This is a genomic window from Paenibacillus sp. Soil522 (assembly GCF_001428245.1).
In the GTDB taxonomy this organism is placed as follows: domain Bacteria; phylum Bacillota; class Bacilli; order Paenibacillales; family Paenibacillaceae; genus Pristimantibacillus.
This window is the reverse complement of record NZ_LMRV01000066.1, coordinates 116,941-137,616: the sequence shown is the minus strand read 5'-3', so window position 1 is coordinate 137,616 and position 20,676 is coordinate 116,941. Positions and strand designations below refer to the sequence as shown.

Below are 20,676 nucleotides of genomic sequence, written 5' to 3'. Positions count from 1 at the left end.
GTGGACACTTTGAATAAGAACATGGATCGTAAAACGTTTCTGTCTTTTCTTGGAACCGGGGCAGCAGCTTTAGCAGCAGCATCCGCAGGATTAGGCGCTTTGGATGGAAAAGCTTCCGCAATGTCATCAACAGCTGACCACCTGTTTGGTTTCAAAACAAACAAAGTTAGCGGGTACTTCGATCCGATTCAACCTTCTAAAGAAGATAAGCTGGTTCTTCCGAAAAACTTCAAATATGATGTAGTCGCGGCTTTTGACGACGTTATTAACAAAGCGGGTGAAAAGTTCGGTCAAGGGGCCGACTATAACGCTTACTTTCCGATCAAAGGTTCAAATACGCACGGACTGCTTGTAACCAATCACGAATATACAAACATCTTCTCTCTGGGCACAGTTGTTGACGGTAAAATGACAGCTGACCAGATTCAAAAAGATCTCTACTATCAGGGAATGTCCGTCATTGAGGTATACCGTGACGAGGACGGGGCTTGGAAAATGGATACATCTTCTAAATATGCGCGCCGGATTAATGGAATGACAAAATTTGATTTTACAGGTCCGGCAAAAGGGTCCACTGCACTTGGCAACGCAACGACTGCAATTGGAACGTTTGCGAATTGTTCCGGGGGCGTAACGTTGTGGAACACGGTTCTCTCATGCGAAGAGAACTACGCTGATACTGCAGCTACCGCCAAATTGCCTGATACGCATTACGGCTGGGTAGTTGAAGTTGATCCTTTTGATCAGTCTTACCTTAAAAAGCATACTGCTCTTGGTCGATTTAATCATGAGAATACCGCTATGGGTATAGCTGCAGACGGCCGCGTTGTCGTATATATGGGCGATGACAAGAAAGACGCTTGCGTATATAAATTCGTAAGTAAAGGCAGATACGATAAATTAAAAGGCCGTTCCAACTCTGCGTTGCTTGAAGAAGGAACGCTGTATGTTGCAAACCTGAAATCGGGTAAATGGCTTCCTGTTACGATCGAAGGAGTAAAAAAGGTACTATCCAATGAAAAGTACAAAAACCCTTATGGAATTTCCGGAACAAAAGAAGATCTTCTTAAAAAGTTCCAATCACAAGCCGATGTCGTAACTTTCTGCCATGAAGCAGCCCTGCTCGTAGGAGGCACACCGACTGACCGTCCGGAGGATATTGAAATTTCTCCGTTTGATAACACGGTCTTCATCTGTCATACGAACAACGATATACATGGCAATATCCATGGTCATATCACCCGCATCTTCGAAGCCGGCAATGATTTAGGATCGGTCGAATTCGATTTTGAGATTTTTGCTGCCGGCGGCAGACAATCCGGATTCAGTTCCCCTGATAACTTGGCATTTGATTCAAATGGTAATCTCTGGGTAGTTACAGATATTTCGACAAGCAGCCATAATAAAGGCGTTTACAAGTCCTTCATGAATAACGGCCTGTTTGTAATCCCGACTAGCGGTGCCGGTAAAGGTACTGCGCTGCAATTCGCGTCCGGACCGGTTGATGCCGAGCTGACAGGCCCATTTTTCACGCCGGATGAACAGACGCTTTTCCTTTCCGTACAGCATCCTGGCGAAATGACAACAGATCTGAACAACCCGACAAGCACTTGGCCACATCGTTTTGGCGATAAGATAGCACGCTGCGGCGTAGTTGCGATCAGTGGATTTAAACTGGGCTAATTAGAACTTATTCTTTATGATCAGCCACGAATTATCTCCGTGGCTGAATACTATCCTCTAGGAGATGACTGATTATGCCTTTTAATAACATTGGAATTGGCGGTTTAGTTTTGATTCTTATCATTGCCCTGATTATTTTCGGACCGTCTAAGCTGCCGGAACTCGGTAGAGCTTTTGGACGTACTTTAAGTGAATTTAAAGGCGCTACACGCGGTCTTGTAAATGGCGAGGACGAGGAGAAGAAGAAAGAACCTGAGACGGGACAGGAAAGCGTCCTTCTAAATAAGTAATATGAAAAATCAAAACGAACAGAATTTACTTGGACATTTGGAAGAAATGAGAGCCCGTATCATACGTACCCTCATCGCTTTTTTGGTATCCATGGTAGCGGCATTCATCTACGTACGTGATATTTACCAGTGGCTTGTAAGAGATATGGACCAAAAGCTGGTCATACTTGGTCCATCTGATGTCATGTGGGTATATTTCATGATTGCAGGTGTGGTTGCCATTGCGGTAACACTTCCTGTGGCTGCTTATCAAACATGGAAGTTTGTTCAACCCGCAGTGCCGGAGCAAGCTCAACGAGCTACTTTGCTTTTTATACCAAGCATCACTTTTTTGTTTTTACTTGGAATATTTTTTGGTTATTTCATTTTGTTCCCAATGGTTCTTCATTTTATGAATGAAATGGCAGCTAATGATTTTGCCGCTATGTATACAGCCGAAAAATATTTTACATTCATGATCCATATGACAGTCCCGTTTGGCCTATTGTTTGAAATGCCGGCGGTTGTTATGTTCCTTACGAAACTCGGGATTTTGAACCCGCACCGACTAGCAAAGGCACGCAAACTGGCTTACTTTATTCTTGTTATTGTTGCGGTCACAATCACCCCCCCGGATATACTGTCAGATGTAATTGTAATCGTTCCGCTTTTCTTGCTATATGAAATTAGCATTACGATTTCGAAATTCGTATACCGCAATCAACTTAAAATGCAAAATGAGCTTAATGCGAATGCTTAAGTTTAATCAGCATGAAAGGGGGTCACTATAGTGACCCCCTTTGCTACTTCCTAAGCATAGATGAAAAGGGCTGATCGAAATGAATAAATATATCGCTGTCGCTTAGCATTCCGCTTACCTTTTGATTTTTAATAATCTCATACTGTTCAGAATAACAAGTAAAGCGGCGCCCGTATCACTCAGAACTGCGATCCATAAGGTAAGAATGTCGGGAAAGATAAGAATCAGAGCAGCAAGTTTCACAACAATTGAAAACCAAATGTTCTGTTTGATGATCCTCAGAGCTTTACGGCTTAACTTTACGGTATGCGGCAGCTTCTCCAAGCTGTCGGCCATCAAAACAACATCGGCTGTTTCCATTGCAGTGTCTGTTCCTGCTCCGCCCATAGCAATGCCAAGATCAGCCGTTGCTAGAGCGGGGGCGTCATTAATGCCATCGCCAACCATCGCAACGATGTTACCTTCATTTTGAAGCTTTCGAATGGCTTTGACCTTATCTTCGGGCAGCAGCTCTGCGAAATATCGGGTGATCCCCGTTTGGGCGGCTACTTTTTTGGCTGTTCCTTCATTATCGCCTGTGAGCATGACAATATCGTTGATTCCTGCTTGTTTTAAATGCTTGAGGGCATTTACTGCGCTCTCACGAACCGTGTCTGCAACCGTGATTATTCCGATCAGCTTCTCTTTAGTTCCAACTAGGACAAGCGTATTTCCTTCTTGCTGCAAAGAGGTTATAAGCGATTCTGCCTGATCAAGAGGTGTTTTTAGATCTTGAAACAATCTCAGGTTTCCAGCAAAATATTCGGTTACGCCGATCACTGCATGGATACCTTTACCGACAATGTTCCGAAATTGTTCGCCCTTTAAAAGGGGGACCGCTTTGTCACATGCGTGGTCGACTATGGCTTTCGCGATGGGATGAGTAGAATACTCTTCCAATGTTCGCGCGATTGATAAAACGTCATGCTCCAAATTTCCAAGAGATATGACCCCCGTTACCTTAGGTTTCCCTTCGGTAAGGGTGCCGGTTTTATCAAACGCTACGGCAGAAATCTTGCCTGCGACCTCTAAAAAAGCACCGCCTTTAATTAGAACACCATTTTTGGCCGCGTTTCCGATAGCAGAAACAATAGCAACGGGCGTGGAGATGACGAGCGCGCAGGGACATGCCACTACAAGGAGTTCCAAGCCTTTGTAAAACCATTCTCCCCAATCCCCGAAATGAATAAGAGGAGGGAGGATCATAACCACAAGAGCGAGCACAAACACAATAGGTGTATACAAGCGGGCGAATTTATCGACAAATGCCTGCGTGGGTGCTTTTTGCTCTTGGGCTTCTTCAACCAAGTGAATGATTTTTGCAATGGTGGTATCTTCGACTAGCTTGGTAACCTTTATGTCAAGCAACCCGTGTTCGTTGATCGTTCCTGCGAATACTTGATCACCAACGATCTTATCAACAGGAATTGACTCCCCAGTGATGGGAGCCTGGTTGACAGTTGATTCGCCATTGATCACTTCTCCGTCAAGCGGGATTTTGTCTCCAGGTTTTACAATCATGATTTGTCCGACAGAGATCTCTTCTACGGATTTTCTGATTATATCGTCTCCGATTTTGACCCAAGCATCTGGCGGAGCAAGATCGATTAAGTTTCGTATTGAATTCCGTGTTTTCTCGATGGATCTGGTTTGCAGAACGTTGCCTAGCGCAAATAACCAAACGACCGTAGCGCCCTCCAGCCATTGACCAATAGCAGCTGCTCCGATGACAGCAGCTGTCATTAGCACATTCATATCCAATGAACGGCTTTTGATCGCATAAAATGTGCTTTTGGCTGGTTTATAACCGCCGATAACAATCGATGCTAAATAAAGCATGTTTATCATGAACGAGGATACATCGCTGAAGGAACCGAGAAAACCAAGCAATAATAACGCTCCTGATAGCACAAGAAGATTGGCTCCTGATTTAGATGGCCTTTGAACGATGTTTGCTGTTTTATTTGAGACCAACCTCGCTTTATAACCTGCATTTTGAACTTCTTTTATTATTTCTTCCGCGCTGTTTCCATGTTCAATTTTTGCCTTTCCCGTAGAAAAATTGACAGTTACACTTTTGACAGAGGGAACCGTATTTAAATGGTTTTCAATGGTCTTGGCACAAGAACTGCAATCCATACCCTCAATGTGGTAGGTAAGAAAATTCGCTTTCTTCTCAAGGGGTTCCAGCGAATGACCCGATTGTTCAACGTCTCCAGGAAGCCTAGTGTTTGGTGTCTCGCAGCAGCCATCTTGACAAGCCTTGTCTGAAGCAGCTTTAACTAAGGTTAGCGTTTTTTTAAATTTTGGTTTATCGACCTCATCGCTCATGTATTCTGCACCTCGACTTTGCATTCTTATTTATCTAAACCAACCCTTACACCATAACCCAAATAACATGATAGACCCGACTACTAACAAAACCCCTAATACCCCAAAATAACCCCAACGCCAAGTAAGTTCCGGCATGTACTCGAAATTCATTCCATAAATGCTCGCAATAAAGGTTAAGGGAATAAAAATGGATGTCATAACGGTTAGTGTCTTCATAATAGTATTCATTCGGTTTGAATTTATTGAAATGTAGCTGTCCCTCATATCTGCCGTCATTTCTCGATTAGATTCAATCATTTCGGAAAGCTTAAGCAAATGGTCGTAAATATCGGTAAAGTAAACCAATTGCTCTTTAACTCCATCAATTTTTTCTGAATTAAGTACTCGGTAAAGAAGGTCCCTCATAGGTAAAACGGTTTTTCGGAGTTTGATCAAATTAGAGCGGATATCGAAAACGGCCTCCATTAATTTTTCAATGCTTTCGTTATTAACATTGCTTTCTATTTCATTTAATTGATCTTCTATTTGATACAAAGACGGAAAATAGTTGTCAACCAATTTGTCCATGATGGTGTAAGCAGCATAAATATGACCTTTTTCCGATAAATTTTTTTGTTCAATTAAGCGGCTCCAGGCGTCATCGACTTCTCTGCTTTTGAGCAAATGGAATGAAACCACGAAGTTTCTGCCTATAAATAAATCAATTTCTTCAGCTTGCAACGTTTTTTGATTAATGGCGTGCAGGACAAAAAAGTTATTATCTTCATAATGGTCTAATTTTGGGCGCTGTAACAAGTGGAGACAATCTTCAATAGCTAAGGGGTGAAAGCGGAAATGGGTTTCCAATAATTTTATTTCTTCATCTGTTGGAGTAGTGAAATCAACCCAAAACCATTTTATGTTTGAATCAGTATGTTCGGGTATGGAAATATCAGTGATCACTTTCAAGTCATTGGTTACAGCAATTGTTCGAAGCACAGTACACCATCCTCATTTGAAATCCTGATTAAGGTTATTATAGCATTTATGATTATTCATCCAAATGTATAGCAATCTAAAAAACCCCATTTACTCGAAAGCAAATGGGGTTGATTCGTTATGAGTTGTTACTATTATATAAGTCTTCCAATGATTTTCGCTGCGCGGGCTTAATGTTCAAGATGGAACGAATCCTTTGGGCTTGCTGCTCAGCATCTTCAATGGTCCCGGCTAGGCCCAGCTCGAGGAGTGTTCCGTAAGCGACTGTTCCTGTACGGCCTTTACCGCCACCGCAGTGAAAAGCTACCTTTTCACCATTTTTATAGGCAGCTGTTACGGCTTCAATTGCCGTTTGCAGCAGCTGTTCTTGTGGTTCGCTCGCTTCGTCTCCCAAGGGCACTTTGATCCATTTCAACCCTTCGCCAACTGCAGCGCATTGCTCTGCCTCTTCACGCAGATCGACAACAACTTTAACGCCTTCGTTATCGACTATGGACTGTACGTCATTGGCCCCGCCCATAAACACATAACCTGGTATTAGGGCATGATAATTTTTGCTCATTAGATCATTCTCCTTTTGTATCATAAGCTTACTTTGATTTTCTGAACGATGTAAACTCCACTTGCACAGGTGCGGAAGGAGGAGCACAGCATAACGAAAGATCACGCTGGTCGCCAGCCGATTCAAACTCCGAATCTTCTTTGGTGCAGAAAATCTCCCATGCGTTACCGTCCGGATCATAAACCCATACTTTATCTTGGACAGCATAGCAGCAAGTTGTATTCATTTCATCGATCAGCAGAAGATCTGCCTGTCTTAAACGTTCCCCCATAGCCAGAACATCTTCCGTATTATCCACTTGGAATCCGAGATGATTAAGTACACCGTTTTTATCAAAGGGGCGTACGTTTAATGAAAAGTGAAGTGCCGGATTATCTAATTCGAACTTAGCGTAATTTTCCTTTACTTTCGTAGGTTCTATTCCGAAAAATTGGCGATAGAAGGCCAGTGACTTTTCCAAATCAGAGCAGTTGACTGCAACATGCATTCTTTTGATGCCCGCCATATTATTGTCCTTCTTTCACAAACTTCTCGATACGCGCCTTAATAGAATCGCGAACGTTGCGGAACTGAACCATAATTTCGTCCTCGTTGCCTGTCGCTTTTGCCGGATCTTCGAAGCCCCAATGCCATTTCACAACATTCGGATTGGAGATGACAGGGCAGTGCTCGTCGGCATGGCCGCAAAGGGTTATGACAAAATGAGCACGATTTAAAATTTCAGGATCAATGACATTCGAAGAGTTTTGGCTAATATCGACGCCTGCTTCTTTCATCACTTGAACCGCTCTCGGATTCAAGCCATGGGCTTCCAGCCCGGCGCTTTTTACTTCATACTGTTCACTGCCGAGAGCATTCAGAAAGCCATCCGCCATTTGACTCCGGCAAGAGTTACCCGTACATAAGAAGTAAACCAGTTTCTTTTCCATTTTGTTTGTCTCCTTTGAAATTCGTTTAATGTATTATGCTTAACCACAGGTAAAGTCCAACAAGCGTAATAAACAGAACAGGCAGCGTCAGCACAATTCCGATTTTAAAATAATAGCCCCACGTAATTTTCACGCCTTTTTTGGACAGCACATGCAGCCAAAGTAAAGTCGCCAGAGATCCGATCGGCGTAATTTTAGGGCCTAAATCGGAACCGATGACATTTGCGTAAATAAGCGCCTCTCGAAGTACACCTTCTGTACTTGTGCCTTGAATGGCCAAGGCGTCAATCATAACGGTAGGCATGTTATTCATAAGCGAAGAGAGGATGGCGGCAATGAAACCTGCTCCGACCGTTGCTATAAATAATCCTTGATCCGCTGTCCATTGGAACACGGTGCCTAGCTGATCGGTAAGGCCAACGTTCCGAAGACCGTATACGACGACATACATCCCGATGGAAAACACCACAACGGACCACGGTGCTCCTTTAATGACAGCGCCTGTATGGATGGCCGCGCTTCTGCGTGCTGCGATAATGAAGACGATAGCAGCTATGCCTGCGATAATGGAGACTGGTATATTCGCGAATTCACTAAACAGATAAGCTGCCAATAGTACCGCTAAAACAACCCAAGATAACTTAAACAAACGCATATCTTTTATCGCTTCTCGAGGCTGCTTCAGTTGATTGAGGTCATACTGCTGCGGAATACTCCTTCTGAAAAACAGGAACAAAACAAGGAGGCTCGCACCAACCGCAAAGAAGTTTGGCATAATCATCCGGCTCGCATACTCGGCGAATCCAATACCAAAGAAATCGGATGAAACAATATTGACCAAATTGCTTACAACGAGCGGTAAGGAAGCCGTATCCGAGATGAACCCGCTTGCCATAATAAATGGAAGGATCATACGGTCATCGAATTTTAAGGCTCTGACCATCGCAAGAACAATGGGAGTGAGAATGAGTGCAGCGCCATCATTGGCAAAAAAAGCGGCTACCGCTGCTCCAAGTAGTACAACATAGGAAAACATCAGGTATCCGTTTCCTTTGGCAAAGCGTGCCATATGGAGAGCAGACCATTCGAAGAATCCGATCTCATCCAGAATAAGAGAGATAAGAATGACAGCGACAAAAGCTAATGTTGCGTTCCAGACGATTCCGGTTACGTCCCACACGTCATTGAAATCAACAACGCCAAACAGAAGAGCCAGTATCGCGCCGCCGGCAGCCGAGTAGCCGATGTTCAAGCCTTTAGGCTGCCAGATGACAAATATCAATGTGATAATAAAAATAAGGGATGCGACGACTAACATAATTCCTCCTTAAAGTTTTGTGGTAGCAAAACTAACTTCGTAAGCATGAGCTTAAGTTTTGTGGTAGCAAAACTAACTTCGTAATCGAAAATATTAATTGCAGCATCCAGGACTCCATTTGTTTAACTGTTCTTTCATAGAAGGGAGTACTTCCACGATGCCATGAAGATACGGTTTATCATCAACATTTAGTGAATAATAAATCCATTGTGCGCGTCTAGTCTCATTTACGAGACCGCCGACTTTTAATTTTCTCAAATGCTGGCTTACATTGGGCTGTGTCGTTTCAAGAATGGCTACAATATCGCATACGCACATTTCTTTCTCCTTAAGGAGAGCAAGAATGGTTAAGCGAGTTTTGTCAGACAACAGCTTTATTGTCTCGGCCAGATCTTCTATCGGTATCGGTTGACTCATGCAATCGCCCTTTCATAAATTGTTCATTTGGATGCAACTAGGATCACACCTTCCGTTAACAATTATACATAACTGATTATATAAGTAAAGTGTTATATGCGTATAAACTTATATATAAAAATTGAAAATATTGTACTGCAGCATGCAAGTAACATTAATAGGAACGATACGGAGGGTGTTGATGCCCTTTACCATTAAATAGTATATACTAGGCTCATACAGCTATAGCATACATTCGGGTCATATGAGGGGTTATATGGGCATGGAAATCGTAGAAGCAACAATCTCGTCCATTCAAGCAGCATTGGAATCAGGCGGGCTCACGTCTCATGAGCTTGTGCTGTTCTATTTTGACCGAATCGCAAATCATGACAAGGACGGCCTGACGATCAATTCGGTGCTTGCGCTTAATCCCGATGCATTATTTATGGCCGCTGCTTTAGACAGCGAGCGAGCTGTTCAAGGTCCAAGAGGTCCGCTGCATGGCATTCCGATCCTGCTCAAGGATAATATTAATACGGGCGATCATATGCCTACCAGCGCTGGTTCGCTAGCGCTTGCTAACTCCTACGCGGGAGAAGATGCTTTTATCGTGAAGAAGCTCCGGGAAGCGGGAGCCGTTATTTTAGGAAAAGCGAATATGACGGAGTTTGCCAACTTCATGACAGAAGGCATGCCGTCCGGATATAGTTCCCGCGGCGGACAAGTTCTCAATCCTTACAACATTTCAACGCCGACAGGCGGGTCGAGTGCAGGCTCGGGAGTGGCTGTGGCGTGTAATTTTTGCATGGTTTCAATCGGTACAGAAACATCGGGCTCGATATTGAACCCGGGCAACCTGAGCTCGACCGTTGGAATTAAGCCGACTGTCGGGCTTGTGAGCCGATCGGGCATTTTGCCGCTCTCGAACAGCCAGGACACGGCAGGCCCGATGGCAAGAACGGTAACGGATGCGACTCTCGTATTGAACGCTATTGCGGCTCATGATTCTAGTGATGCGGCTATGGGTGCGGGGTATTGGCGAAAGCAAAAGGATTACAGCGTATTTCTCGATCCGAAGGGACTGGAGGGAGCGCGGATCGGCATTCCGAGAGACTATTTCTTTGAGGAATTGACGGATGAACAGCTCGCGATATTTAACGGGGCAGTGGAACTGATGAGAAAGCATGGCGCGGTTATCGTAGACCCGGCAGATGTTCGGACCGCACGGCAAATCGTATATTCTTCGGTTGTGCTCAATGAGTTTAAATCCTCGCTGAACGCTTACTTAGCCAAGCTGCCTTCCGGCGCCAAAATTCGTACGCTTACGGATATCATCGCCTTTAATAACGAGCATCCGATCGAAACGCTAAAGTACGGACAATCAACGCTGCTGCTTGCCGAAACAACGACTTCGGGCACGCATACCGAGATCCCGTACCTTCGCAATCGCGCCGCCGATCTCAAATTGTGCAAGGACGAAGGAATCGATGCCACCATGGAAGAGCATCAGCTGGATGCGCTGCTATTTCCAGCTGATTTTGGAGCAAGAATTACTTCCCGTGCAGGTTATCCATCCATTGTCGTTCCAGCAGGCTATACCGCTAAAGGTGTGCCGTTTGGCGTCACATTCGCCGCGAGAGCGTATGAAGAGCCAATGCTCATTAAGCTGGCTTATTCCTATGAGCAGCACAGCAGGGTCCGGCGGCCGCCTTCATTAAAAAGTTTCATTTAGGAGCCTAGTAAAAAACCTCCCGACTTATGTCAGGAGGTTTTTATTGCGGAGCAGGCTATCTCTTTGCTTTAAAGTGAACAACCGCGCTATAAAGCATTTTTTCAATTTTGGGATTAAATACGGCATGATGACTGACGTGGAACACCTCTAGCAGCAAACCTTTATTATTTTCGATTTGCTGGTTGATCTTTTGCTCCAGCGTTTTCAAATCGTAAGCTTCAAAAAATTCGATCTTGTTTTCAATTAAATCTAACCGGAATTCCATTTGATTATCTCCTAGGCATAGGTTATTTGTATAAACCTATTATACCTTGGAGCTAGTGCTGTTTCATAGCGTCAAGTTTGGGGACAACGGAAGCTGAATCCTCATTTTTAGAAGACCATAAAGATTCAATTTCTTCTAGCGATTTACCCTTTGTTTCCGGAACAACGCGCCAGGTGAACACAAGGGCGATCAAGGCCATGCTGCCATAAATCCAAAACGTAGATGCAGGACCTGCGGAGCTAAGCAATGGCGGAAATGTTTGCGAAACCAGATAATCCGCTGCCCAAAGCATCATAGCGGCAATCGCCGTCGCTTTTCCGCGGATACGGTTCGGGAATATTTCAGATATGATGACCCATACGACCGGACCAAGCGATATCGCAAAAGAAGCGACATAGAGTAAAATAAAGACAAGCACAAGCGGACCGGCGGCATGTCCGGTATGGAAAGCGAAGCCGATGACCAGCAGGCATATGGCCATCGAAGCCGAACCAACGAGGAGCAGCACTTTACGTCCTACTTTATCAATGAGCCACAAGGCCACAATAGTGAACACGAAGTTGATGAAGCCAACCAATATGGTCTGAATAAGTGAAGAATTCGTGCCGGAACCCGTTGCTTTGAATATTTCAGGGGCATAATACATGACAGCATTAATGCCAGTAACCTGCTGAAGAACAGCCAATCCGACACCAACGAGCAAAGCTATTCGAAGACCGGGATTGAAAAGCTGACGGATAGAACCGCTTTCTTCCTCGAAGGATTGCTTAATGTCGACGACTTCTTTTTTGGCAAGCTCCTCGCCATGAATTTTCAATAAAATGGGCAGAGATTCCGCTGCTCTTCCTTGCTTGATTAGCCATCTAGGGCTCTCAGGAACGAAGAAGAGAAGGATTAAGAACAGCAAGCCGGGAACAGCGCCAACGCCAAACATCCAGCGCCAAGCGGAGGCTACGCCCCAAGCTTCATCGCCCGAGCCGGAAATCCACAAATTAACGAAGTACGTAAGAAAGATTCCGCTAACGATTGCGAGCTGGTTGAGTGCAACAAGCCTGCCGCGGTATTTCGCGGGAGCAATCTCGGCATTGTAGAGCGGACATAGCGTGGATGTTATGCCGATTCCGATTCCTCCAATAATACGGGCAATAATAAATCCGGAAAAGCTTTCAGGTATGGCAGTGCCAATCGAGCTAATAATAAACAAAATGGCTGCCGTAATTAATACTTTTTTGCGTCCGAAGCGATCTCCCAAAATACCTGACATGGCAGCTCCAACAATACAGCCGATGATTAAGCTTGAAACGGCCCATCCTACCTGCAGCTTAGATAAGTCGAACCGATCCTCCATAAAGCCGACAGCACCCGATACAACCGCTGTATCGAAGCCGAATAATAATCCGCCAAGAGCGGATACGATGGAAACAAGCGTCACAAATTTCATGCTTACTTGTTCATTTTTGTAGGGTATTCCCATTTGCGCTTCTCCTCTCTAATCCCATCCTGTATTAAAGTGATTTTCATTATATCACGCAAAACGAGCGGGTTCGCGCGCAAACACCTTCATTAATCAGAGTTGTTCCCGCATTAATTTCGGACTATTGGCGCAGAGTGTTACAATTAGGGGAGATTAGCATTATGTTGTCCATTTGATCACAAAAAAGTCCATGTCAAAGCGACATGGACCTTACAATTATTGCTTATTTCGTTTGACCCCGGTAATCGGAGGGAGTAACCCCGGTCACTTTCTTGAAGACGCGGCTAAAGTAGTTCGGATCATTATAACCGACCTCGAAGCAAACTTCCTTCAAGCTTAGCTGTCCCGTCGCCATCAAAGCTTTCGCCTTATCGATCCGGAGGGATGTAACATAATCAATAAATGTCGTACCAACCTGCTGCTTAAATATTTTGCTGAAATAGTGGGGATTAAGGTGTACTGAGTCCGCAACTTCTTCGAGTGAGAGGTCCTCCGTATATCGCCCCTGAATGTAATTTTTCGCGCGGTCCAGAACCGTTTGGGTTTGCTGCTCGCGCTGTTCACGGATACGCTGCATGGCTGAGAGGACGTAAGCTTCGGGAATGGCTTCCGTAATCGCAGGCTGCTTCTCCTGATTGTACACGGAATGGCCGGTCCCTTGCTTTAGTTCGTCGAAATGGCACACCTTCCCGTATTGCTCGAAGTAGTTGGAAGCGAATACCGCTTCAAAATAAGATTTTCGCAATCCTTCAACGCCTGTGCGAGTCTGGCCGATACCGATTAAGATTTCGACCTCCAGCTGCCTTGCTGCTGTCGCGCATAGTTCTTCTCCGAATATGGTAGCAGCTTCTTTCCAATCCGCGGCGGATAGCGAAGGCGCTTTGTTGATGAAGATCGCCATATGGCGGTCGATTAGAGAGCTGACAATGCTGGTCGAAACATAAGTTTTGGCAAAGCCTCTTATCGTATCGTAAATTTTTTGCTTGTTATCCGTTTTTACGCGATCGGGGAAAGCGATTACGATTGCACACCCATGCTCGAGTGGAAAGTTAAGCCATTCCGATAATTGCTCGATATCGGTATAGGTAATATTATCGACCATAAACATCATCGCCAGCTCGTTTTCCGCTAACGGCAGCAGCTGGGATAGCTTATGCCTGAGCTCCAGTTCATCCGAACGCTTCTTTTTTTCCAGTTCAAGCTCCTGTATGAGCTGCTCGAGCGTATGTATGACCTGCTCGCGCTTGGCAGGCTTGACGAGATACTCCTTCACGCCAAGCGAGAGCGCTTCCTTGGCGTAAGCAAAATAATCATAAGCTGTCACCATGACGAATTTCGTATCCGGCAATTTATGTTTAATTTCCCGTATGGCCTCTAAGCCTTGAATGCCCGGCATATTGACATCCATCAGCACGATATGCGGACGATGCTCTTCTGCCCGTTCTATAGCGACACGTCCGTTTTCGGCATGAATAATCTGGAATGTATTTGGCAGCATCCGCTGAATGATCCATTCCAGTCCTTCGCGCTCAAGCGCCTCGTCATCCGCGATCAACAGTCGGTACATGGATGCGCTCACCTTCCTTTCTTGGGGGAATCCGAATCGTGACCTTCGTTCCTTTGCCCAGCTCGCTTTCGATATCGACCAGCTCATTAACGCCATAAAACAATTGAAGACGCTTAAACACGTTTTTTGTGCCAAGTCCCGTAGACTTCTTTTTGTCAGATCCGGACTCTAGCCGCAACAGCGACTTACGGACCTCGTCAGTCATCCCGCTTCCGTTATCTGATAGGGAGATACGAACGCCAGTCGTGCTTTGCGATATTTCCAGACGTATGACAGCGCCTTGCTCCATGCTTTCAATGCCATGCAAAAAAGCATTTTCGATGATGGGCTGAAGCGTAAGCGCAGGTATGGGCTGCTGCAGAGCCGACTGGTCAATCTCCATCTCGAGCCGAATACGGTCGCGAAAGCGGGCCTGCTGAATGATGAAGTATTCCTTCACATGTTCAACCTCGTCCTTCAGCGTTACCGGCTGCTCCAGATTGCGTAAATTGTATCTAAGCAGATTGGACATCGATACGATCAGATCGCTTGTCTTCTCGGCTCCTTCAAGGAGAGCCAGCTTGGACAAGACATTGAGCGTATTGAACAGAAAATGAGGATTAATCTGGCTTTGCAGCGCTTGAAGCTCCAATTCCTTGACGAGCTTGTCCTTCTTTAAGCTTTCTTTATCCTTCTCGATCAATACGAGCAGGTCGCTCGACATTTGCTCGAATGCGCCGGACAATAGACCCAGTTCATCACTTGATCTGTCACTGGATCTGTTCTGACGGTCACTTTGATGTAATTGGCCTTTGGATATTTGTCTGGCACGCGAGACAAGCCTGCTAACGGGACCGGTAATGCTGCGTGAAATCCATATGGCAAGCAAAATGCTCATCAGCGTGTTCGTGATGAAAACGGCGGCTCCAAGAAGGTACATACGCTCATTTTCAGCTTGAATTTGTTTATAGATCGGTTGATAGATGCCAAGTTCCATATCGACGAGCTGCTGCCCGTTCTCCCGAATGAAGCTGGCGATTTTCTCTGCTTTCTCGTAATGCGCCAGCGAAGCTCTCGAGGTTTCTTCCGTTACGGCCGCGAAGGCGGCTTGCTCCTGCTCGAGGAACGAATCCAGCATATGATTGTAGCTCGTGACCGCTGATGAGCGGAGGGAGGCGTTCGAATGATCATCAAGCAGAGCACGCAGCTCCATTAACTTATTGCGGCTTTGCTTGAACAGCTCGTTGTTGCTGTCGTCCGGATTAAGCAAATAGTTATGAAGCGCCCCTAAGTTGCCTTCAACGGTTTGCGAGGACTGCTTGTATAACAATAGACGGTCCATCATTTGATTATAGCTTTGCTGCACCAGTTTTCCGCTTTGAAATAAAAAGAAGGTGACGAAATTAACTAAAAGAACGAGCAGCGGGATAAAAATGAGCAGCTTCGTACGAATTGTCATGGGCTCGTTTCTCCAGTCTCGTTTATTAATGTATGCTGGTCAAGGATATTGATCTTCGTAAAATGCCGCCCGGGAAGCGTCTCGCCGCGGAAGTGATTATTCAGCTGGGATACCGCTTCATAACCCATATCATAGGGCTGCTGGACGATTGTCGAGTTGATTTTACCGCTGCGGATATGCGTAAGCGTTTCTTCCAACGCGTCAAATGCAAAGATTTTTATGCCGCTCCGCTGAATTCGCTCGGCGGCCTCGGCTATGCCAATACCGTCCAAGGCGCTTAACCCGACCATGAAATCAATATGCGGATATTGGATCAGCAGCTCCTCCGCTGCTCCCGCAGCCTGAAGACGGGAAATATTCGATGAACGGACATCAACGAGAGACAGCTCGGGATACTGCCCGATCACCGTGCGTAAGCCCTTTAGTCTAAGCTGTTGATTAGGCGCCTGCTCGTTCCCGATCAAAACGGCGACGCTGCCCCGTTTTCCCGCTGCTTTGGCAACTAGCCCACCCATTACTTTCCCGGCATCCAGGTTATCTGTACCTACATAAGACAGTCGCCGGCTGTCTGGTTCATCTGTATCAACGGTAATGATTGCAATGCCTTGGCTAACCGCTTGATCAATTAAGTCCACGTACTGCGGGTCGTTGATTCCTTGCACCAGCACCGCATCCGCTTTGGCTGCGATAGCTTTCTCAAGCAGCTTGATTTGCTCATCCGGATTTATGCGCAGCGGTCCGGCATACTCAAGCTGCATCCCGTATTTGGCCGATGCCTCCCGAGCTCCTTGCTCTATCGAGCGCCAATAAGGATTTTCCAGCTCCTGGGCGATCAGTATGACATGACGGGCCGCTTCCTGGCTGGTTTCATCGGACAGGATGGGCTGGAGAAGCTCACGAATACGGATCGTAGACAGTAAAAAGCTCAGCAGCAAGCTGGCAAATATAATAAATAGGATCGCGATTCCGATATTCCATTTCCGATTGGACATGCTGCAGCTCCCTCTAAGCATCCATTTATATGAATGATTATACAAGAACCCTCTTATAATCAAAAGTTATGGCTCGAATTAGCGGGATTTAAGCTTTACGGCCTCTATTTCTTGCTGGCTTCGTATTCACTGCTTGTCCAGTATGGACCAGCTTTTGTTCGAATAATGGTTTACCTAGTCCAAGTTGATTTACTATAATAGAAAAGTTACGAATTTGTTAACGGTTTATGTGAAAATAAGCCCATACGATCTTATAAAATAGAAGAAGAAGAAGAAGAAGAAGGGGGGGACATATAGATGAACGTTCCTGTAGGGGTGTGGATTTTTGCGGGCATTCTCGTCGTGCTGCTCACTTGGATGACGTTATGGATTACAAAGAAGGCTTATTCCAAAAAGTGGGATGAAGCAGATCAGTAGATCTTCGGACGGGCTGACAATCGTTTGAAATATTATCAAATCATGCTCCTTGGCCAGTAAGCCGAGGAGCCTTTTTGTTTTTAATTTCCCGCATCGTTAAGAAAAAATACAACTTATCTCTTAGGGGATAAGCGATACAATAAGCTTGGATAATCGTGTATAATGTAGGTATTGTTTTCTGAAGGGGATGCTGTTCATTGAGTTATAGCTATTTAGATCCGTCGCTGATACATAAGAAAGAGGATCGTTATTTTGCGCTTGCGCTTATTTTTAGCATTTTCGTTTATATTGGACTGTTTCTTTCAATTATTTTTATTTTCATCATTCCTGTGCTGTTTCTTCTGCCTTTATTCGCTCAGGCGATCATACTGGCAAGCATTCGCACAAACGGCGTGCGTATTACGCCTCAGCAGTTCCCTGAGGTGTTCGCCATCGCGCAGGAGCAGTGCGCCAGAATGGGCTTTGCAGTCGTGCCGGACATATATGTCATGGAATCAAGCGGCATACTGAATGCATTCGCCTCGCGTTTCTTTGGCCGGAATATGGTTGTCCTTTATTCTGACTTGTTCGAAATGATTCAAACGGGCGGCGAGAAGGAGTTGTCCTTTGTTATTGCGCATGAGCTCGCCCACATCAAACGCAATCATTTGACGAAACGGCTGCTGATCATTCCGGCTTTATGGTTTCCGTTTATTGGAGAGGCGTATTCACGCGCTTGCGAATATACATGCGATCGCATGGCAGCCTATTTTATCGATGATGCTGAAGCCGCGATGAATGGTCTAACGGTGTTGGCGATTGGGAAAACGCTGTATAAACATGTTGACCGTGAACAATATTTATTGCAGAGCAGCTATGAAAAAGGATTTTTTGTCTGGCTGGCAGAGAAGCTTTCAACGCATCCGCCCTTGCCGAAGCGTATACATGCGATTCAGCAGTTTGCCGGCATCTCATCAAGTATCGTCTTTAAGTCATCCCGGATAGGACTGGTAATTGCTCTAGTCGCAGTGCTGGTTATCGTCGGATCGGTTTCTGCCGGCATCATCTTCTCTAAATCGATCGATACCATTATGAATTACCTCTCGGAAACGCAAACGGATAATGATCTGCTCGGAGCAGCCTCGGATGCAGATTTGGAGCGAGTGCGATCGATACTGGCAGCCGGCATCGATCCTAATGTAACGGACGAGGAAGGGTGGACGGCGCTCATGTGGGCTGCTCAATATAATGAAACGGAGATTGGCAGAGCTTTGGTAGAAGCGGGAGCTGACCTGAATTCGGTTGAGCAGAGCAATGAAGAGACGGCACTGACGGTCGCATTATATAATGGCAGCCTTGATATAGTCGCGCTGCTGCTTGAGGAAGGGGCCAATCCCGATTTGCAGGATAGTTCCGGATGGACACCATTAATGACAGCGGCATCGGGCGGTGACATGGAGTCGACGAAGCTATTGCTGGAAGCAGGGGCTAATCCTTTGAAATACGATGATGCGGGCTATACGGCAGGGGAATATGCGTTAGAGTACGGATATGAGGAAATAGCTGAGCTGCTGCGAGAAAAAGGAGATCAAATATAAAAAAAGAAGCTTGAGCGATCAAGCTTCTTTCTTCTATGTATATTCAATCATTAATGGTGTGTTTAATGGTCGGGACGACACGATTTGAACATGCGACCCCCTGGTCCCAAACCAGGTGCTCTACCAAGCTGAGCTACGTCCCGTTAAAAAAGTGGTGCCGTCGAGAGGACTTGAACCCCCAACCTACTGATTACAAGTCAGTTGCTCTACCAATTGAGCTACAACGGCACGTGGTTTTCGTTAAACACAAGATGTATTATTGCACAGAATTCTAATCTATTGCAAGTGTTTTTTTAAATTTTTTTTAAAAAAGAATGATTGAAATAAAAATCGTGCTTGCACCCGATTCCTTTAAAGGCTCCGGAAGCGCCCTGCAAAATGAGAAGCCCTTACGATATGCAAGGGCTTCTTCATCATATGATATTAAATTTAAGCTGTTTCGCCCTCGACTGCCGCTTCCGTTTGCTGAATGAGCATTTCGACCTTGCGAATCCGGTTTTTGCTTGTTTCGCGGATAATAAACTTATATTTCTCGAAGAAATGCTCTTTACCAGGCTTCGGATCAGTCACTTGGCTGTACAACCAGCCGCCGACTGTATCGACATCCTCTTCCTCGAAATTCATGCCGGTCAGGTCGCTAAGCTCGCTAAGCGAAACTTTACCGTCCAGCAGGTAGCAATTATCTGCAAGCTGTTCGATTTCCTTGCGTTCATCAGCATCGAATTCATCGCGAATTTCACCGACGATCTCTTCCAATATATCTTCGATCGTAATAAGGCCGGAGGTGCCGCCGTATTCATCAACAAGAATGGCGATGTGTACGCGTTCCAATTGCATCCGTTTCAGCAGCATTTTTACGGGAGTAACCTCAGACACGCTCAATACCGGATGTACGAGCTTTTTGAAGTCTAATTCGCGGTCTGTTTCATATTCAAGGAAAAGCTGCTTCGTATTGATCATACCGACGATGTTGTCCTTGCTTTCAAGAGCGACAGGGAAACGCGTATATTGTTCCTTGCGAATAATTTCCATGTTCTCTGCCAACGATTTGTTTGTGTACAAGCAAATCATATCGGTGCGGGGCACCATAATTTCTTTGGCCAACAATTCGTCAAAGGCGAAAATGCGGCTTACGTATCCATACTCTGTATTGTTAATCTTTCCGCTTTGGTAGCTTTCGTTAAGAATAATTTGGATTTCTTCTTCCGAATGCGCTTCCTCATGCTCAGTCGCAGGCTTTAGGCCGAACAAGCGGACTAATGCGTTAGCCGAGCCGTTAAGTAACCAAATGAAAGGATATAAAAACTTGTGGAATAACATAATCGGTCTTGCTGCAAGAAAGCTAATAAATTCAGCTTTTTGAATGGCCCATGTTTTTGGCGCAAGCTCGCCGACGACGACATGAAGAAAGGTTATTGAAAGAAATGCAATCAAGAAGGATAGAATATGACTAATGTCATCGTTTAACGCAAAATGTTCAAATAAGGGTAAAAGCATTTTTTCAACCGTTGGTTCCCCTAGCCAGCCCAGCCCGAGCGCTGTGATGGTAATACCTAATTGGCATGCTGACAAGTAGGCATCCAGATTACTCGTAACCCGTTGAACGGCAAGCGCGTTCTTCCGGCCCTCAAGCACTAACTGATCGATCCGACTGGAGCGAAGTCTGATAATGGCGAACTCCGTTGCGACGAAAAAAGCAGTTAATAAAATAAGAAGAGCAATCATGAATAAATTGAATCCTATACCCATTTTCGTTTCTCACTACCCTTTTATATTTATATTTTTTGTATTCTTATGATCTACTATAACGAATGATTACAGGTTATGACAAACGCCATATGTAACGGTAACAGCCTTTTACGCCCTTTTAGAGCGATTTAATGAGATGGAAAAGCTTATTCTCATTGATTTTCGAGCCTTTACAAGCGTCATTCTCCGGCATA

The 20,676-nt window shown here is 45.2% G+C and carries 18 protein-coding genes and 2 tRNA genes; 5 read left to right on the top strand and 15 right to left on the bottom strand.

Annotated features, from left to right (window positions below; all coding sequences use genetic code 11):
• The first annotated feature begins 21 nt into the window (after window positions 1-21).
• The 3 genes from ASG81_RS21745 to tatC all read left to right on the top strand — a co-directional run bounded on the left by ASG81_RS21745 (window position 22) and on the right by tatC (window position 2,712).
• Window positions 22-1,683: a PhoX family protein gene (locus tag ASG81_RS21745; RefSeq protein WP_056639395.1), complete on the top strand. Its 1,662-nt coding sequence runs from the start codon at window positions 22-24 to the stop codon at window positions 1,681-1,683.
• Between the two features lie 74 nt (window positions 1,684-1,757).
• Window positions 1,758-1,973 carry a twin-arginine translocase TatA/TatE family subunit gene (gene tatA, locus ASG81_RS21740; RefSeq protein WP_056639183.1) on the top strand — a complete coding sequence of 72 codons (216 nt, stop codon included), beginning with the start codon at window positions 1,758-1,760 and terminating at the stop codon, window positions 1,971-1,973.
• Window position 1,974: 1 nt separating this feature from the next.
• A complete protein-coding gene (tatC, locus tag ASG81_RS21735) occupies window positions 1,975-2,712 on the top strand; it encodes a twin-arginine translocase subunit TatC (protein WP_056639178.1) in 738 nt (245 codons plus the stop codon).
• 114 nt (window positions 2,713-2,826) lie between these two features.
• Here the strand turns inward: tatC and ASG81_RS21730 are convergent, their stop codons facing one another.
• From ASG81_RS21730 to ASG81_RS21700, 7 genes are all read right to left on the bottom strand, one after another.
• Window positions 2,827-5,082: a heavy metal translocating P-type ATPase gene (locus tag ASG81_RS21730; protein WP_268795809.1), complete on the bottom strand. Its 2,256-nt coding sequence runs from the start codon at window positions 5,080-5,082 to the stop codon at window positions 2,827-2,829.
• 30 nt (window positions 5,083-5,112) lie between these two features.
• Window positions 5,113-6,063 carry a magnesium/cobalt transporter CorA gene (gene corA, locus ASG81_RS21725; RefSeq protein ID WP_056639172.1) on the bottom strand — a complete coding sequence of 317 codons (951 nt, stop codon included), beginning with the start codon at window positions 6,061-6,063 and terminating at the stop codon, window positions 5,113-5,115.
• A 118-nt stretch (window positions 6,064-6,181) separates the two neighbouring features.
• Window positions 6,182-6,625: a protein-tyrosine phosphatase family protein gene (locus ASG81_RS21720; protein WP_056639169.1), complete on the bottom strand. Its 444-nt coding sequence runs from the start codon at window positions 6,623-6,625 to the stop codon at window positions 6,182-6,184.
• Between the two features lie 28 nt (window positions 6,626-6,653).
• Complete coding sequence (locus ASG81_RS21715; protein WP_056639168.1) at window positions 6,654-7,130, bottom strand: ArsI/CadI family heavy metal resistance metalloenzyme; 477 nt, start codon at window positions 7,128-7,130, stop codon at window positions 6,654-6,656.
• Window position 7,131: 1 nt separating this feature from the next.
• The gene (arsC, locus tag ASG81_RS21710) at window positions 7,132-7,554 is read right to left on the bottom strand and encodes an arsenate reductase (thioredoxin) (RefSeq protein WP_056639165.1); all 423 of its coding nucleotides are present in this window, start codon (window positions 7,552-7,554) and stop codon (window positions 7,132-7,134) included.
• A 25-nt stretch (window positions 7,555-7,579) separates the two neighbouring features.
• The gene (locus ASG81_RS21705; protein ID WP_056639162.1) at window positions 7,580-8,872 is read right to left on the bottom strand and encodes an arsenic transporter; all 1,293 of its coding nucleotides are present in this window, start codon (window positions 8,870-8,872) and stop codon (window positions 7,580-7,582) included.
• Between the two features lie 93 nt (window positions 8,873-8,965).
• Entirely contained in the window at window positions 8,966-9,289 is a 324-nt protein-coding gene (locus ASG81_RS21700; protein ID WP_056639160.1) for an ArsR/SmtB family transcription factor, read from the bottom strand.
• A gap of 256 nt (window positions 9,290-9,545) precedes the next feature.
• On the opposite strand from ASG81_RS21700, the gene ASG81_RS21695 reads away from it, so the two are divergent.
• Window positions 9,546-11,003 carry an amidase family protein gene (locus ASG81_RS21695; protein WP_056639158.1) on the top strand — a complete coding sequence of 486 codons (1,458 nt, stop codon included), beginning with the start codon at window positions 9,546-9,548 and terminating at the stop codon, window positions 11,001-11,003.
• A 55-nt stretch (window positions 11,004-11,058) separates the two neighbouring features.
• Here ASG81_RS21695 and ASG81_RS21690 read toward each other — a convergent pair whose 3' ends face one another.
• The 5 genes from ASG81_RS21690 to ASG81_RS21670 form a co-directional block, all read right to left on the bottom strand.
• Window positions 11,059-11,268, bottom strand: a complete 210-nt coding sequence (locus ASG81_RS21690) for a YrzA family protein (protein WP_056639154.1) — start codon at window positions 11,266-11,268, stop codon at window positions 11,059-11,061.
• Between the two features lie 52 nt (window positions 11,269-11,320).
• Window positions 11,321-12,742 (bottom strand): sugar porter family MFS transporter, encoded by a 1,422-nt coding sequence (locus tag ASG81_RS21685; protein WP_056639151.1) that lies wholly within the window; start codon window positions 12,740-12,742, stop codon window positions 11,321-11,323.
• 223 nt (window positions 12,743-12,965) lie between these two features.
• A complete protein-coding gene (locus tag ASG81_RS21680) occupies window positions 12,966-14,309 on the bottom strand; it encodes a response regulator transcription factor (RefSeq protein WP_056639148.1) in 1,344 nt (447 codons plus the stop codon).
• A complete protein-coding gene (locus tag ASG81_RS21675) occupies window positions 14,284-15,747 on the bottom strand; it encodes a sensor histidine kinase (protein WP_056639145.1) in 1,464 nt (487 codons plus the stop codon). Before ASG81_RS21675 ends, ASG81_RS21680 begins: the two co-directional genes overlap by 26 nt.
• Complete coding sequence (locus ASG81_RS21670; RefSeq protein ID WP_056639142.1) at window positions 15,744-16,739, bottom strand: substrate-binding domain-containing protein; 996 nt, start codon at window positions 16,737-16,739, stop codon at window positions 15,744-15,746. The genes ASG81_RS21675 and ASG81_RS21670 overlap by 4 nt, the downstream gene beginning before the upstream one ends.
• Window positions 16,740-17,353: 614 nt before the next feature.
• On the opposite strand from ASG81_RS21670, the gene ASG81_RS21665 reads away from it, so the two are divergent.
• Window positions 17,354-18,733, top strand: a complete 1,380-nt coding sequence (locus ASG81_RS21665; protein WP_056639139.1) for a M48 family metallopeptidase — start codon at window positions 17,354-17,356, stop codon at window positions 18,731-18,733.
• A 66-nt stretch (window positions 18,734-18,799) separates the two neighbouring features.
• Here ASG81_RS21665 and ASG81_RS21660 read toward each other — a convergent pair.
• From ASG81_RS21660 to ASG81_RS21650, 3 genes are all read right to left on the bottom strand, one after another.
• Window positions 18,800-18,876, bottom strand: a tRNA-Pro gene (locus ASG81_RS21660).
• Window positions 18,877-18,885: 9 nt separating this feature from the next.
• Window positions 18,886-18,961: transfer RNA gene (locus tag ASG81_RS21655), tRNA-Thr, on the bottom strand.
• 201 nt (window positions 18,962-19,162) lie between these two features.
• On the bottom strand, window positions 19,163-20,482 hold the full coding sequence (locus ASG81_RS21650; protein WP_056639135.1) for a hemolysin family protein: 1,320 nt from the start codon (window positions 20,480-20,482) through the stop codon (window positions 19,163-19,165).
• Window positions 20,483-20,676: the final 194 nt, after the last annotated feature.